Annotated in this window: 12 protein-coding genes; 10 read left to right on the plus strand and 2 right to left on the minus strand. The window is 53.6% G+C overall.

Annotated elements, in window-relative coordinates; genetic code table 11:
• Window positions 1-5 precede the first annotated feature (5 nt).
• A complete protein-coding gene (locus CCALI_RS12805) occupies window positions 6-1,565 on the plus strand; it encodes an HD domain-containing phosphohydrolase (protein WP_016483895.1) in 1,560 nt (519 codons plus the stop codon).
• A 47-nt stretch (window positions 1,566-1,612) separates the two neighbouring features.
• Window positions 1,613-3,595, plus strand: a complete 1,983-nt coding sequence (locus tag CCALI_RS12810; protein WP_016483896.1) for a TonB-dependent receptor plug domain-containing protein — start codon at window positions 1,613-1,615, stop codon at window positions 3,593-3,595.
• A 168-nt stretch (window positions 3,596-3,763) separates the two neighbouring features.
• Here the strand turns inward: CCALI_RS12810 and CCALI_RS12815 are convergent, their stop codons facing one another.
• Window positions 3,764-5,206: a flagellin N-terminal helical domain-containing protein gene (locus CCALI_RS12815; protein ID WP_016483897.1), complete on the minus strand. Its 1,443-nt coding sequence runs from the start codon at window positions 5,204-5,206 to the stop codon at window positions 3,764-3,766.
• A gap of 456 nt (window positions 5,207-5,662) precedes the next feature.
• On the opposite strand from CCALI_RS12815, the gene CCALI_RS12820 reads away from it, so the two are divergent.
• A complete protein-coding gene (locus CCALI_RS12820; protein ID WP_016483898.1) occupies window positions 5,663-7,117 on the plus strand; it encodes a glycoside hydrolase in 1,455 nt (484 codons plus the stop codon).
• A gap of 107 nt (window positions 7,118-7,224) precedes the next feature.
• Here the strand turns inward: CCALI_RS12820 and CCALI_RS12825 are convergent, their stop codons facing one another.
• Complete coding sequence (locus CCALI_RS12825) at window positions 7,225-8,301, minus strand: LacI family DNA-binding transcriptional regulator (RefSeq protein WP_016483899.1); 1,077 nt, start codon at window positions 8,299-8,301, stop codon at window positions 7,225-7,227.
• A gap of 264 nt (window positions 8,302-8,565) precedes the next feature.
• Between CCALI_RS12825 and CCALI_RS12830 the strand changes: the two genes are divergently transcribed.
• The 7 genes from CCALI_RS12830 (at window position 8,566) to CCALI_RS12860 (ending at window position 15,358) form a co-directional block, all read left to right on the plus strand.
• Window positions 8,566-9,477 (plus strand): hypothetical protein, encoded by a 912-nt coding sequence (locus CCALI_RS12830; RefSeq protein ID WP_016483900.1) that lies wholly within the window; start codon window positions 8,566-8,568, stop codon window positions 9,475-9,477.
• 179 nt (window positions 9,478-9,656) lie between these two features.
• Window positions 9,657-10,685 carry a Gfo/Idh/MocA family protein gene (locus CCALI_RS12835; RefSeq protein ID WP_156412915.1) on the plus strand — a complete coding sequence of 343 codons (1,029 nt, stop codon included), beginning with the start codon at window positions 9,657-9,659 and terminating at the stop codon, window positions 10,683-10,685.
• A 2-nt stretch (window positions 10,686-10,687) separates the two neighbouring features.
• On the plus strand, window positions 10,688-11,065 hold the full coding sequence (locus CCALI_RS12840) for an MGMT family protein (protein ID WP_016483902.1): 378 nt from the start codon (window positions 10,688-10,690) through the stop codon (window positions 11,063-11,065).
• Entirely contained in the window at window positions 11,062-11,994 is a 933-nt protein-coding gene (locus CCALI_RS12845; RefSeq protein WP_016483903.1) for an aldo/keto reductase, read from the plus strand. Before CCALI_RS12840 ends, CCALI_RS12845 begins: the two co-directional genes overlap by 4 nt.
• Window positions 11,991-13,118, plus strand: coding sequence for a mannitol dehydrogenase family protein (locus CCALI_RS12850; RefSeq protein WP_016483904.1), 1,128 nt, complete (start codon window positions 11,991-11,993; stop codon window positions 13,116-13,118). The genes CCALI_RS12845 and CCALI_RS12850 overlap by 4 nt, the downstream gene beginning before the upstream one ends.
• Window positions 13,115-14,134 (plus strand): zinc-binding alcohol dehydrogenase family protein, encoded by a 1,020-nt coding sequence (locus tag CCALI_RS12855; RefSeq protein WP_016483905.1) that lies wholly within the window; start codon window positions 13,115-13,117, stop codon window positions 14,132-14,134. Before CCALI_RS12850 ends, CCALI_RS12855 begins: the two co-directional genes overlap by 4 nt.
• A gap of 42 nt (window positions 14,135-14,176) precedes the next feature.
• Window positions 14,177-15,358 (plus strand): phosphopentomutase, encoded by a 1,182-nt coding sequence (locus CCALI_RS12860; RefSeq protein WP_016483906.1) that lies wholly within the window; start codon window positions 14,177-14,179, stop codon window positions 15,356-15,358.
• Window positions 15,359-15,488 lie beyond the last annotated feature (130 nt).

The raw sequence follows: 15,488 nt of genomic DNA on the forward strand, positions 1-15,488 counted from the left end.
AGGCGATGGCAAAAATACTTCTAGCAGATGATGAAGAGGGTCTGCGCATGTTGCTCAGCAGACAGCTAAAACGAGCAGGCCATGAGGTTACTTTAGCGGAAGATGGCTTGGTGGCTTTAGAGCATTTGCAAAAAGAAAAGTTCGACTTAGTCGTTTCCGATATGAAAATGCCGCGCCTTGACGGTATGGGGCTCTTGGCAAAAGCCGCTGAAGTCGCGCCAGATACAGACTTTATTATCCTAACCGGCCATGGCAACCTAGAGAACGCCGTAGAGGCCTTCAAAACGGGCAATGTGTATGACTATCTTTTGAAACCCTTAGACGACATCAACGAGCTCAATGCGGTTGTAGACCGTGCCTTAGAACGCAAGTACCTGCGCGCCGAAAACTCTCGCTTGGTGGCCGAACTCCAACAGCGTATTGCCGAGCTAGAGGAGGCCCACAAAGAGTTAGCGCGGATGGCACAGACCGACGGACTTACCGGTCTACTAAATCATCGCACCATTCATGGCAAACTGCAGGAGCTGCTGGAGCGACAGAAACCTTTGAGTGTGATCCTTGTGGATACCGACGACTTTAAGCGACTTAACGATACCTATGGACATCTTATGGGGGATATCGCTCTCAGGCATATTGCAGACATTCTTCAAAACTACTGTCCGCGCGAGGCGTTTCTCGGCCGTTGCGGTGGAGACGAGTTTATGGTGATATTGCCCGGCCTCACGGCGGCGCAGGCTATGGAGGTAGCCGAAGGCATTCGGCATCAGATCATCGAAAATCCTCTACATACTGCAGAGGGTAATCGCCTGCCTATGCGTCTCTGTTTTGGCATCGCCGACACGGCCACCGTTGGCTTTGGCCCTGCTGGGCTGATCACAGCGGCGGATGCAGCTCTCTATGAAAGCAAGCGCGATGGAGGTGACCGCGTCAGCCTGTACGTGTTAGACGATGATCCGAGCCGTGATGACCTCGGACGAACCGCTTACTCGGTTTTAGATGGTCTGGTAACAGCGGTGGATCGAAAAGACCGCTACACGCGTGCCCATTCCGAGCATATGACTCAATATGCGCTGACGCTGGCAAAGGCCATGAACATGTCGGAGAACGTTTGTGAGATCGTCCGTGTGGCAGGCCTGCTACACGATGTGGGTAAGATCGGGGTTCCGGACTCGGTTCTGCGCAAACCAGGCAAGCTTACCGATGAAGAGTACGAGATCATGAAGACCCATGTCTCACTTTCTGCTGCCATCATTCACGGTCTACCTAACCTGTCCGACATCCTCGATGCCGTGGCCCATCATCATGAACGATGGGATGGTAAGGGTTACCCCTATGGCAAGAAGGGGGAGGAGATACCGCTGCTTGGGCGCATTATGGCCATTGCCGATGCCTTTTCTGCGATGACGATGGATCGACCTTATCGTGCAGGGTTGGACATAGAAACGGCTCTACAGGAGATAGAGCGCGGTGCTGGCACACAGTTCGATCCCAATCTTGTGCCCATCTTCGTAAGGGCTGTGCGCGAACAACTCAAAGAGCAGGAGGCTCAACAGCTCGCTGCCTAAGTAGGCATTCTCCTGAGCCTCTTTGTGCTCTTTTCAAGGATGGAACCTTGCGTAAATCATGGAAGAGCCTTTCGAGTGGTGTGCTGGCCCTTGTGCTAAACCTCACTGTGAGGTCGGGGCATTGCCTCGAAGCCAAATTAGGACCGGCAAATTCTCAAGAGAACGAGCTGCTCTTTGCAGGTAAGCTCGATGTTGTCAGCGCTTCTCGAACGAAGCAGCCTCTCGATCAAGCACCTGCGGACGTCACCGTTATCACTGCCGATCAGATAGAACGCTCCGGTGCCGTAACGCTGCTCGATGTGCTGCGCTATGTGCCAGGACTGAACGTTTCCGAGAGCAACGCCACGGTAGCAAGCGTATCGTTAAGAGGTCTAAACTCTCTGCTCACAAACACCCTGCTGGTCATGATTGATGGACGGCCGGTCAACCAGGACGTTAGCGGTGGGGTCACTTGGGACTTTTTGCCGCTGGCACTGTTGCAGATTCAGCGGATCGAGATCGTCCGAGGTCCCGGCTCCACGCTCTATGGTGCGAACGCCTTCAATGGCGTTATCAACATTATTACCAAGACACCTCAAGAGCAGCTAGAGGGTGCAAGAAACCGCCTCCAATTTCGTACGGTTGTAGGAGGTTATAAGAGCGATTATGATGAACTGTTAGCCTCAGCCGCCGATCGACATGGCAGCGCGATCTCCTTAAGTTTTGCCTATAACCATTCTGGCGGATATGGGTCAGCGGGAAAGATGGGCGTATGGGATAGCTACGCAACCCCCCTGATCAACCTGGATTTCAATCATCAAAATCGGCATGCGGAATATCGGCTTCAAGCGGGCACCGTTGCGTCAAGTGAGAATGTCTACCAGAATATTTTTCTCCAAGGGGCGCATTTCTACCAGTCCTATATAACGTTTCATTATGGAGAGCCTAGGGCTCAAGATCCCTTAACCGTTCGAGGGAGCTATAACAACTATAGTGAAACCGCGCAGAATGTAGACTATACCCGGCATTATGTGTTTGAAGGCGAGATACAAAAACAGAATACCTTCAATGGACGAAATACTCTGGTCTACGGTATGAGTCTACGCCATGTCTACTTTCATTCGGGCATCGCCACACCAGGACGCCACAATCAGAATCTGTTTGGGTTTTATGCGCAGGATGAGGCAAAGCTTGGTAAGGGATGGATAGCCTATGCCGGACTACGTTATGACGACGATTCGCTGGTAGGATCTCGCATTTCGCCACGCCTGACGGTGATAAAAGATTTGGGCGCTCGGCAGACGCTGCGTCTTACGTATGGCACTTCCTACCAAATCCCAAGCCTGATAACCTCCTATGCGAGTTTTGCTGTTCCCATTGCACCCATGGTAAACGAAGGCGTTGTTGGAAATACGCATCTTGCTTCTATTCGGTTGCAGGGGGGAGAAATAGATTGGCGCAAAGGGTTTTCCAATGGATTTGTTGGGATAGATATCTACTACAACAACATCCGTAAGCTTATTGGCCCGGCTCCTCTCACTTTCTTCCCCTCACCTCCGTTTCCGCCTGGCACACCATCCTCCGTGACGTTTGCCAATAATGGTGGGGCACGCACCTACGGTTTTGAGGTCGAAAGCGAGCTGCAACTCGCAAAACATATGCATGCCCTATTCAACTACTCGTTTGCCAACCAGCATTTTGACGATAGTTCTGTGGCAGGTTTTTTTCAACCAAACCATATGTTGAATATAGGCCTAGATATGGGGCCTATAAGGCGTTGGGAGGTGTTTTTGGGAACGCATTTGGTGGGGGCTGTAAGCGCCATTATCGGGGATGGAGGTTTTTACACCGCGCCGGCCTATATACGAACCGACTTAAGAATCGGCTATCGGCTACGGGAGGGCAAGGAGCCGCTGACGATTGCATTTATCGTGCATAATCTCTTTGATGACCATCACATCGAGTTCCCTTTTGATGACGATAGCCCATTGCCAGCACAGGTCGCTCCCCAAAGGACGAACCTCTATTTAGAGATTTCCGGCAAGTTCTAAAAAATTTATTTAGAGATTTCCGGCAAGTTCTAAAAAATTTTGATGCGAAGAAACAAAGATATCATGCCCACAGCGGAAGAACGTGGCTTTTCATCGAGCTTATAAAATGGGAAGGCGGTCTCACAGACCGCCTTCCGCTGTTTGCCGCTCTCTGTTTCATTAGCCGCTTTAAGGGAGCAGCTTGAGGTAGAGCGCACCTAAGTTGTTGGCCGTATAGAGGGCGTTGATTCCACTTTGTTGCAGCAACTGCAGGTTCGCAAGGTTTACGCTCTCTTGGGCGACGTTCACGTCCATAATGTTGGAAACGGAGGCGCTAAGATTGGTTACCGCGTTCGACAGATAGTTTTGGGTGGCCTGTAGGGTATTCTTCTGAAAGTTACCTAGCTCTGCCGCATAGGTGGTGACCTGACTGAGGGCCGCGTTTGCTATCTGCACAGCATTGGCAGCTCCGGTGGGCGTGGTGACGTTAATGCTTTGAAGCGACTGGCCTGGAATAGCCGTGGTGCCGAGTTGGGAGGCCTGCATGTTTTGAAAGGCGAAGCTCACCGTCTGTCCTACATTGGCACCGATCTGGAATTGGGCCGGATTGGAAGAGATATTAGCCACTGCGACATTGCTTGTGCTTGTGGAGTTGCCAGATGCCGTGAGAAGAATTTTATTGCCGCTGGAATCGCTGAGGAGCAGCCCAGAATCGGTTGGGTTGACACCGCCGGTAAAATTGACGGTTTGGGCGACCGTGCTGCCGTTGATCTGAGTCATGGCAGTAACAGTTGCCAGAGCGTTCTGGCCTACTGCGGTGGTTGCGTTGCCGGCGGCGATGATGGCGCCGGCGCTGTCGCTCTCCGAGATGGAGTAGTTGCCGCCGTAGTTGGTTTGGGTCAGAACGATTTTACCTCCGCTGAAGCCAGCGGACACGCCTGTTTGACTCGATATCTGGTTGATGCTATCTATGAGCGATTGCACCGTTTCACCGGAGCTAACGGTTATGCTCTGCCCATTGATAGTAACCGTGCCAGAGTTGGCAATAGTTGCATTCGCACTAGCGTAGTTTACTGTGCCGGTAATAGTGGCCATTGTGGCGGCTTGCGTCACCGTGATCGTGACGTTGCCCGACTGGGTTACCCCGTTGGCAAAGGTGCCACCAAAGCTGGCCGACGCAATGAGGTTGCTATTGGTAACGGAGGCGCTTGTGCCGGCTGTGCCGTTGAGCAAGCCAATGCCGTTGAACGTGGTATTATTCGCGATGTTGTTGATGGCGGCTATGGCCGACTGAATGGCCTGCTGGTCGGCAGCGGCATTGCTGGGGTTGCTTTGCGCATCCAGCGCGCTGGCCTGAATATTTTGCACAAGGGTGACGATCTGTTGTACCGCCCCAGAGGCGGTTTTTACCTCGTTGACGTCGTTCTGTATATTGGAAAGGGCTTGGTTCATGCCATTCACTTGGGTTTGTAAGTTGGTGGCGATGAGAAAGCCAGAGGGGTCATCTGCCGGACTGTTGATGCGAAGACCTGAGCTAAGGCGAAGCAGCGACTGCTGAATCGCCGAGTTCGTCTGATTAAGGTAGTAACTGGCCGCAAGCGCGTTCAGGTTGGTGACGAAAGAGAAATCCATCGTCTGTAGTTCTCCTCCATGGATGTTATTTGAGCGCTTAAGAAAACAAGCTAAATGCTCTCATGCGTACCCCCCTGTTTCGCGGAACGACAGAAAAAGCGTATCGACTTCAGAGGGAGTCAGCGCTCTCTAAGGAGGTAGTGCCCGATTATCGCTTCATGAAATGTCAGCAAACCTACGAGGTTTCCTGTTAAAGAGAAGAGGTTTGAATAAAAACTGTTAAAAGTAGGAGGGAATGAGGTGCTCCACAGAAAAGCAGGTAGTCTTTTCAGCCCAGATGAACAAGCGAGCACGGCATAACTTAGATCGGTGTTGATCTCCCATTTTGAAACGGTGTCTCTCCTTGATGGACGGGCCAGAGCTCTTGACAGAGAGCTTTGGCCCATTTTTTCTGCAAAGCGGATGAGGTAATATAATGCAACCGAAACTAAACAAGTTTAGCAGAGAGTATCCTCTATGCCGACATCCGCTCCTATGCTCCTCCATCTCTCTATCGATCCAACCATTCGCTACCAGACGATCGATCACTTTGGTGCTTCAGACTGTTGGTGGGCTGCCCACATCGGCTCTGAATGGAGCCATGCCCAGAAGACACGCTTAGCAGACCTCCTTTTCTCAGTAGAAAAGGGAATAGGGCTGAGCTGTTGGCGCTTTAACCTAACCGGTGGCTACAACCACAGCACCATTCACGACCCTTGGCGCACAGGTGATACTTTTGAAGTGCGTCCTGGAGTCTACGACTGGCAGCGGCTGCCGGGGCAACGCTGGTTTCTAAAAGCGGCCAAAGCCCGCGGGGTTCCCAAGTTTTTGGCCTTTGTTAACAGCCCACCGGCGCGGATGACGCGCAATGGCTTGACAAACTGTACGGATGGGCTCGGCACAACCAATTTGCGCCCTGCGATGATCGGGGCATTCGCTCGCTACTTGGCCGACATTCTGCATCACTTCTTAAATAATCCCTTCGAGGACGAACGAATCGTTTTTAACTACATTAGCCCGGTTAACGAGCCGCAATGGGAGTGGAATCAGGGCTGCAATCAGGAGGGCAACAGGGCGAGCAATGAGGATATTAAAGCTATAACCATGGCGCTCTACCAAGAACTACAGCGACAGAAACTGCCCACGCAGATCGCCTTGGTAGAGTCGGGCAACTTCCAAAGCCTCACCCACTATGTAGACTGGATGGAGGCGAAGTATAAGGCCCGTTACGGAAACTATTTGGAAGAACTTTTAGGAGATCCTACCATTCAACCCTTGCTCGGCAGACATCTTGGTGCTCATGGGTACGGCTCTGACCATCCAAGCGGGTATCTGTTGTCGGTTTGTGAACAGGTGGCAAAGGCATTTGCGAACTATCCGGGCTGGGCTTTTTGGCAAACGGAGTACTGCGTTATGGAGTGGAAAAGAGATCTCTCGATGGAGACGGCGCTGCGTGTGGCCCAGGTGATCCACGCCGATTTAGCTTATGCCAATGCGGCGGCATGGAACTGGTGGACGGCGGTTTCTCACTACGACTATAAGGATGGGTTGATCTACACGGACTATCAGAAACCGGGAGACCCGGAGACTATCTATCCATCGAAGACCTTGTGGGTGTTAGGCAACTATAGTCGTTTTCTACGTCCGGGATGGAGTCGAGTGGATATCGAGAGGGATGCTGACTTAGAGGGGGTTCTTGCTTCGGCCTATGTTTCACCAAAAGGTGAGCAAGTCGCTGTTGTGCTTACTAACACAACAGATCAAGCGGTATCTCTATCGGTTCAGGCAAAAAATGCGCACCTAGAGGAACTAACGCCCTATGTCACAAGTGCGACGGACGAGCTTAAATCTTATTCACCTGTCGCTTCGACCAAACCGTACGTTCTTGCGCCTCGCTCGGTTACGACGCTGATAGGGATATTAAAACAATAGCACTTTTAACTTGTAGAGCTCTTTTGAAAAAACAAAGCGCGCCGCTTAGCGCGAGTGGGAGTGTGCTTTGTTAGGCATCCGTAGAGTGGTCAAAATAGAGGTATCCGTCAACGCCGAAATACGGTTTTTGCTGTTAGGGGCGCCGGTCCTAACGTTGTTCCTTCGAGAATCGTAACGGGTATTACTTTCTGATGGGTATCGACTTCACGTCCCTCCACGTAATCCACAAGGAGGGCAACAGATGCGTCGGCCAGCGCGTTCAGGTCTACTTTCACCGAGGTCACACGATGGCGTGTTGCGGCCGGCCAGTAGAGGCCGTCGTAGCCCACAACCGATAGCTGCTCAGGAATTTTTACGCCCAAGCTTTCACAGATTTCAACGACCCAGTAGGCAAGACGATCACGCCAACAGAAGAGGGCGGTTGGCGGACAGGAGCTGCAGAGAAGTTGCCGTAGAGGGCCTGTCATATCACCGTGATAGTCTATAATGCGCTCAGGAAGAACCTCAACGCCATGGGTGCGCAGCGCCGTTTGCATCTTCTCGATGCGCTCCTCCGTTTCATAGAGTCTGCCACTGAGCTCGGCTAAAATAGCCACATCGCGATGTCCCAGCCGATAGAGCCGTTCAGCCAGCTGCTGAATGCCCGAATCCATGTCGTCGCATACTCCGGGAAGAACGCCTTCTGGATCAAAACGCGAGACAAGAACGGTGGGCAGGCGTGAACGGCGTAGATAGGGTAACAGCGGATCATGCCGGCGAGGCGCCCACAACAGCACTCCATCCACAACTCCGCCGTTAAGATGACGATACTCCTCGATAGGCGTGCGGCTAAAATCGCAGTGGATGAGGATATCATAGCCTCGCTTGCCTGCCGCTCGTTCAATAGCGGAGGTGAAGATATCAAGGTAGAGGTCGTCGGCAGAGCGATTGCGAAAGCCGTTATAAAAGGAGAGGATGCGCGTGGTGCCTCGACGTAGGGAGTGCACAAGCCGGTTGGGCACGTAGTCTAGTTCGATAGCCGCCTGCCGCACACGCATGAGCACCTCTTCGGATATACGGTGTTGATCGGCCTTGCCGGTAAGCACAAAAGAGGCGGTTGTTTTGGAGACCCCTGCACGCTTTGCCACTTGTGCCAGTGTGGCTCTCCTCGCTCTCGGCCGATTCGGTTCTTGAGGCTGCGACATATTTGGCTATAGCCCTCTTATGGAGACTTGTGTTAAAACAAAATAAAACACATCAGAACACAAAAACCTGCTCCTAACCTCGAACCAAAAGCTACCATACGACATAAGTATACCCCTTGTAGCAAGGGAACGTAAGCGATTTAGAACGTGTTTATCTAGGCTAAATGTCTCTTTTAGCTGGCAGATGGCGGCTTGTAGCAACTCTATAAAAAATCTGTCAAAATATCGTGGGCGTAGGGAAGTTTTTGGTGGGAGAAGCCCAATATGCGCGCAAACGCTCCATCCGACCCTGTAAGGCGATACCTCCCTCTGTTATGGGAGAGAGAAGAAAGGGCATTTGCTGTTGCTCAGAATCTCTATAGAGCTCCGAACGAGATTCCTTTTGCGGTGCAGCAGGAGCAGGACTGGGCCGTACACACGTTTCTGGATACGTTGTTCCAACGGAACCCGCAAAAGCCTAAATATCCTCGCTATCAGCGACAGGCCGTTATCACAGCCGTTATCCATACTATCCTGCTAGTAGGCAACCGACCCAACTTAACCTATATGATGGTGACTCTTTTCCCTGCCATGTATGTTGCCGACTCGCAGTTGGCTGAAGCGCTCTGTCGAACTTTGGTGATGTTGTATCACAAAGAAGCCCTCTTCCTCTCCCCAAAACCACAGATCTACTGGTTTGAGTGGACGTTTCAGCGAGCGTTGCAAACCCAACACCCCCAAGACCTCATCGTCCTTTGGCAGATGCTTGGCGCCGATGATCCCATTACCCGCCAAGCCGCTCACTGTGCCCTGCAGTGGCTACGTACCGTTCACGCTACAGCGCATCTGCTGTTTGGGTTGCACTATGTAAAAGATCATGCGCTTCGCATGAACTTGGTGAACATGCTGGAAGAGATCGCTGAACCACAGGTGCTGATCACTTTAGCTCGACTACATCGTGAAACGGCAGAGACCGATTGGCCACTCTCACGGCGTATCGCACGTGCCGTGCATACTATTGCGCAACAGAACGCGGCCCCAAACCCGCTTACTTTGCTGCGGCCGGCCGACCCCCCTGCCTCTTTTGCCGATCTGCTACAGCCAGCTATTGCCGTCAATACTGCCGTCACGGAGGCAAGCCGAACAGAGTTGCTGCGCTCTGCGGGCGAACCATCCAATAGAAAGAGAGGCCTCTGAGTCCGTTTCGTCAGCTGTTAGGATGCTTTCAAAAGGGCTAAGTCGGTTACAGATAAAACTCCTGCAGCTCTATTTTGCTTCACAAACCTTCCTCTGCATCAACCCATTTGGCAGGAGAAAGCCATAGAGGCATCGAATTGAACAACGCCTTGAAACTTTTTGAACGAGGAGAGGAGACATTGGCAGAAGACGGCAAGATTGGAGTGGCGATGCTTTCCTTTGCGCATGTCCATGCGCGCGACTATGCTTCCCAAATTGAATCGAACCCCCACCTCAAGCTGGTGGCCGTGTGGGATGAAGACCCAGCCCGTGGGCGTATGGAGGCGGAGCGCCGAGGAGTGCCCTTCTATGCGGAGCTGGATCAGGTTCTGAACCTTGCCGAAGTGGAAGCGGTTGTGGTGAACGCGCCAACGTTCATGCATCGTGATATTCTGGTGGCTGCTGCGCAGGCTAAGAAACATATCTTTACCGAGAAGGCGCTCACCATTACCGTGCAAGAGGCTACTGAGGTAATGCGCGCCGTGGAGGACGCTGGCATCCGGTTCATGATCTCGCTTCCATCGCGCACTCGCCCGGAAATCCTGTTCGCTAAAAAGCTGATAGATGAGAACTACCTGGGCGACATCACTCTCATGCGGGCACGTGTGGCGCATATGGCCGCCCTCGATCGCTGGTTCTCCGGTGGTTCTGCCTGGTTTGGCGAGGAGAGCAAAGCGGGCGGGGGAGCCTTCTTTGACTTAGGATGCCATCGAGTGGATATCATGCGCTGGTTCTTAGGTGAGCCGGCCTCGGTGGTCGCTCAGATGACGAACTTCAGCGGCGCCTACGAGGTGGATGATAACATGGTGGCCACCGTTACCTTTCGGAGTGGGGCCATCGGTATTCTAGATGTCTCTTGGGTGCATCGCTATGGTCCCAATCCGCTGGAGATCTACGGAACCCAAGGATACCTTGGCATTGACCAAGGGCCGGCAGGACCTCGTATTCAGCTCATCAGCCAGCGCGTGACTTCTGGAGAGATTCAAGGGTGTGTAACGCCGTCACCATCGTCCTTGCCAAAAGCGCTGCCATCGCCTATGGAGCAGTGGGTAAACGCCATTCGAGAGGGCACCACGCCAACCATCAATATCTACGATGCCTGGGCGCTAACGCAGATGCTGGAAAACTGCTACAAGGCAGCCCGAGAGCATCGGGAGGTCGTTTTCTAGAGATGGCACGGGTTCTCGAAGCGCCGGAGGGGAGCGACTTCTACGAGGCCGTCTATGCCTTCGTACGCCGCGTGCCGCCGGGGAAGGTGGTGACGTATGGACAGGTGGCCGATATGGTGGAGGGGATGCGGCTTACGGCGCGCCAGGTGGGAGTAGCGATGCGCTATGCACCTCCCGATGTTCCTTGGCAGCGGGTGGTTGGAGCAGGAGGCTACTTTCCTATTGCAAAGAGGGCGCCAGAGGCAATGCAACGGCAGATAGCGTTGCTCCGGGCCGAAGGGGTGCCTTTTCACCAAGACGACCCACACCGAGTGGATATGGCCAAAGCACAATGGTTCCCCGGCCCCTCCCTGTTTGAACCCACGGAAGAGGCACAATGATCTATCGAGAGCTAGGCGCGACCGGTTTACGAGTCTCTATCCTCGGCTACGGAGCCTCTCCTTTAGGAGGCGAGTTCGGCCCGATTGACGAAGAAGAGGGGGTTCGCACGGTTCACGCAGCTCTCGACTCTGGCATTAACTACTTCGATGTGGCGCCCTACTATGGACGTACCCGGGCGGAAAGCGTTCTTGGGCGCGCCTTACGAACCATCCCGCGCGAATCCTATATCTTGGCCACTAAAGTAGGGCGCTACGACAGAGATCAGTTCGATTTTTCTGCGGATAGGGTCACTAGGAGCGTGGAGGAGAGCCTACAGCGGCTCGGTGTGGAGACAGTTGACGTTATTCAATGTCATGACATCGAGTTTGGCTCCCTAAACCAGATTATTGAGGAGACGTTGCCGTCCTTGGAGCGGTTGCGTCAGCAGGGCAAGGTGCGCTTTATCGGTATCACTGGCTACCCACTTCATATCTTTCGCTATGTGCTGCCTCGCGCTAGGGTAGATGCTGTGCTCTCCTACTGTCGCTACACGCTTTGCAACACCGATTTGGAAAACTTACTTCCCTGGTTTCAGCAGCAGAAGCTCGGCGTCGTTAACGCCTCGCCGCTAGCTATGGGACTGTTAACGGATGCAGGTCCGCCGCCTTGGCATCCCGCTCCGGCGGCGCTCAAGATGGCTGCCGCGCGGGCGGCCGCCTTTTGTCATGAACAGGGCAAAGACCTGTCAGAACTGGCGTTGCAGTTTGCATTGGCTAATCCTGCCATCCATGTAACGTTGGTGGGGATGGCCGATCGTAAAACGTTGGAGAAGAACCTCCGCTGTGTTGGGGTGATGCCCGATCTGCAACTGCTCGGTAAGGTCCGTGGGTTTTTTCAAACTGTCGTCACAACCTGGCCTAGCGGGAGACCGGAGAATCAGGATAGATGAGCGAAGAGACGATACTGCAGTTTGGTGGGGGGCGCTTTCTGCGCGCTTTCACCGATCTGTTCGTACAGCAGGCCAACGAAGCTGGCCAGGAAATCGGGCAGGTGGTGGTACTACAATCCACCGACTCTGGCTATGCTGAGAAGCTGAATGCACAGCAGGGGCGCTTCCATGTGGCCGTTCGAGGAATCGATCGGGGAGAGAGGGTAGATACCATTCAGGAGGTTACCTGTGTGCAGCGTGCGCTGATCATCCAACGTCAATGGGAGGAGATCGTGGCGCTGGCCTGCTCCCCTCATTTGCGCTTTGTTATCTCTAATACCACCGAAGCCGGTCTAACTCTTGCGGCGGACGACGCGCGAGATGCCCGCCCACCTGCCTCTTTTCCCGCGCGTCTGCTTACTCTTTTACGAGCGCGTTTTGAAGCTGGGCTCCGCGGAGTGGCCATCATTCCCTGCGAATTGCGCGAGCGTAATGCCGATCTGTTGCTTTCTCTAGTTCTTTCTCAAGCAAAAGCGTGGCAGGAGAGGGAGGCGTTACTTCGCTGGCTGCAGGAGGAGTGTGTTTGGATCAATACCTTAGTGGACCGAATCGTAACCGATCGTCCGCCCAATTACACCCTATTTCCTGAAGATCTGCTGCTAGCTGTCGCCGAGCCTTACGCACTTTGGGCTTTGGAAAACAAGCCTTTACCAGGACCATTCCCCGATCTGCCTCCTATTCTGCGGGTGCCCAACGTGGAACCCTACTTTTTGCGAAAGGTGCGCATTCTCAATGGAGCTCATACAGCTCTGCTGAGTCAGGCCATGCCGCGTGGCTACCAAACGGTGCAAGAGGCTCTAGCCGACTCCGAGGTTCTCACGTGGCTGAAACGACTGCTATTCGAGGAGATCGTGCCGACTCTCGAAGGGCGTGTAGAAGACCCAAAGACCTTTGCAGAGCAGGTTCTCGAGCGCTTCGCAAACCCCTTCTTGCACCATCGCCTAACCGATATCGCTAAAAACCATCGCCAAAAAGTACAGGTGCGCCTGCTTCCTACGTACGAAGAGTATAAGGCCCGTTTTGGCAAAACCCCTCCTCTCCTGGAGCAGGCGATCGCGTTTCATCCAGAAGGAGCATTCTCATGAAAACCATCATCTTAGAGCAGCCAGGTCGCCTGGTTTTGGCGGATACGCCGCAACCTTCTTTCGACCCGCAAAAGGAGGCCTTAGTGCGTGTGCATCGCGTGGGCGTTTGCGGCACCGATCTCCACGCCTTTCACGGACGTCAGCCGTTCTTTTCTTACCCCCGCATCTTAGGACATGAGCTAGGCGTTGAGATCGTTGAGGTCGGCTCTAACGAGCAGGGACTAAGGCCAGGCGATCGCTGTGCAGTTGAGCCTTATCTTCATTGTGGGCAATGCATAGCTTGTCGGCGCGGGGCACCCAACTGCTGCTTGAACCTAAAAGTAATGGGGGTGGGCATAGATGGGGGCATGCGAGAGTTCATCGCCGTGCCTCTTGCGAAGCTTCATCGCGCCAACGGCCTTTCCTGGGAACAGCTTGCTTTAGTAGAGACACTCTGCATCGGCGCCCATGCGGTCTATCGTGCCGACCCCAAGCCGGGCGAGCTAGCGCTTGTGATAGGGGCCGGGCCCATAGGGTTAAGCGTATTGGAGTTTGTGCAGCTTGCCGGCTGTACACCTATTGTGATGGATACCAACCCAAAACGGCTTGCCTTTTGCCGTGAGAAGCTGCACATAGCCCACACGATAGATGCGACACAGAGCCCCTTAGAGAATTTGCTTGAAATTAGTAAAGGTGAGCTGGCTACCGTGGTTTTTGATGCGACGGGCAATCCGAGCTCCATGATGCAGGCCTTCCGCTATGTGGCCCATAGTGGGAAGCTGGTTTTTGTTGGACTATTTCAAGGAGATATCACTTTTAATGACCCGGATTTTCATCGGCGTGAAACGACCCTTTTGGCCACACGTAACGCACGCCCTGAGGAGTTTATACGCGTCATTCGCCTTTTTGAGGCTGGAAAGATCGCCATAGAACCTTGGGTGGGCGAACGTGCTAAGTTTGAGGAGGTACCGGATCGCTTCCTGCTGTGGACGGCACCTGATCGCGCCATTATCAAGCCGATGATCGTATTTGATTAGGAGCGGTTGTTGACAGCAAGAGTACAGAGGAGACGCTGAGCCGTGGGGCAAAAACGAAATCGCATCCTTATCGCTGTCTTAGATGGTGTAGGGGCTGGCGAGCTGCCAGACGCTGCCGCCTACGGAGATGAGGGCAGCAACACGTTAGCTCATACAGCCGAAGCTGTGGGAGGCCTAAAACTGCCCACGATGGGGCAGCTTGGCCTCGGCAATGTGACCTCTATAAAGGGAGTTCCTCCAGACCCGAATGCACTTGGAGGTTGGGGCAAGATGCGCGAGGCCTCTGCAGGGAAGGACACGATGACGGGGCACTGGGAGATGGCTGGATTGATACAAACGCGTCCTTTCCCCACCTATCCGCATGGCTTTCCAAAAGAGGTCATTCAGGCTTTCGAGAAGGCCATTGGCACAAAGACGCTCGGCAATGTTCCGGCGTCGGGCACCGTCATTATTCAACAACTTGGCGAAGAGCACCTGCGCACAGGCTATCCCATCGTCTACACCTCTGCAGATAGCGTCTTTCAAGTGGCGATGCACGAGGCGATCTATCCCATTGAGCGCCAATATGCTATCTGTCAGACCGCTCGCGATCTCCTAAAAGGGGAAAATGCGGTGGGACGGGTGATATGCCGGCCCTTTGCGGGGGAGCCGGGGCATTTTTATCGCACGGAACGCCGTAAAGATTTTCCCCTAACGCCGCCGCCAACCGTTTTGGATGCGTTGCAGGCAGCAGGACACAAGGTACACGCCATCGGCAAAATCTACGAGATTTTCAACGGACGCGGCATTGACACTTGGGATCATACTACCAACAACGCCGACCATACGGCCGCCTTGTTGCAGGCTGCCAAAGAGAACCGATCCTCGCTGATCTTTGCCAATTTAGAGGATTTTGATATGCTCTACGGTCATCGCAACGATCCCCGAGGAATGGCGAAGGCCCTTGAGGCTTGGGATGCGGCGCTTCCTGCCATCCTAGAGGCTTTGAAACCTGGCGACTTACTGCTGATCACAGCAGATCACGGCAACGATCCCACGACGCCATCCACCGATCATTCACGCGAGTATCCCTTCCTTTTAGCTTACGGCCCCGATTTGCGGAAGGGGGTGGCGCTAGGAGTACGCCAAACCTATGCCGATATCGCGGCAACTATTCGCGAGGCCTTCCAGTTGCCTTCAGGCGAGCATGGCACGAGCTTTTTGTCGGAACTACTCGCTTCCTAGCGAGCAGAGCGCGGCTTGACATAGGGGGTAGGTACGGGATAATATATCTCCTGCAATTTGAGGAAAACAGGCAGCGGATCGTAGAGCACGATACGATCCGCCCTTTGGTGTGCCTCAAAACCGCTATCGT

Source organism: Chthonomonas calidirosea T49, assembly GCF_000427095.1.
Taxonomy (GTDB): Bacteria; Armatimonadota; Chthonomonadetes; order Chthonomonadales; family Chthonomonadaceae; genus Chthonomonas; species Chthonomonas calidirosea.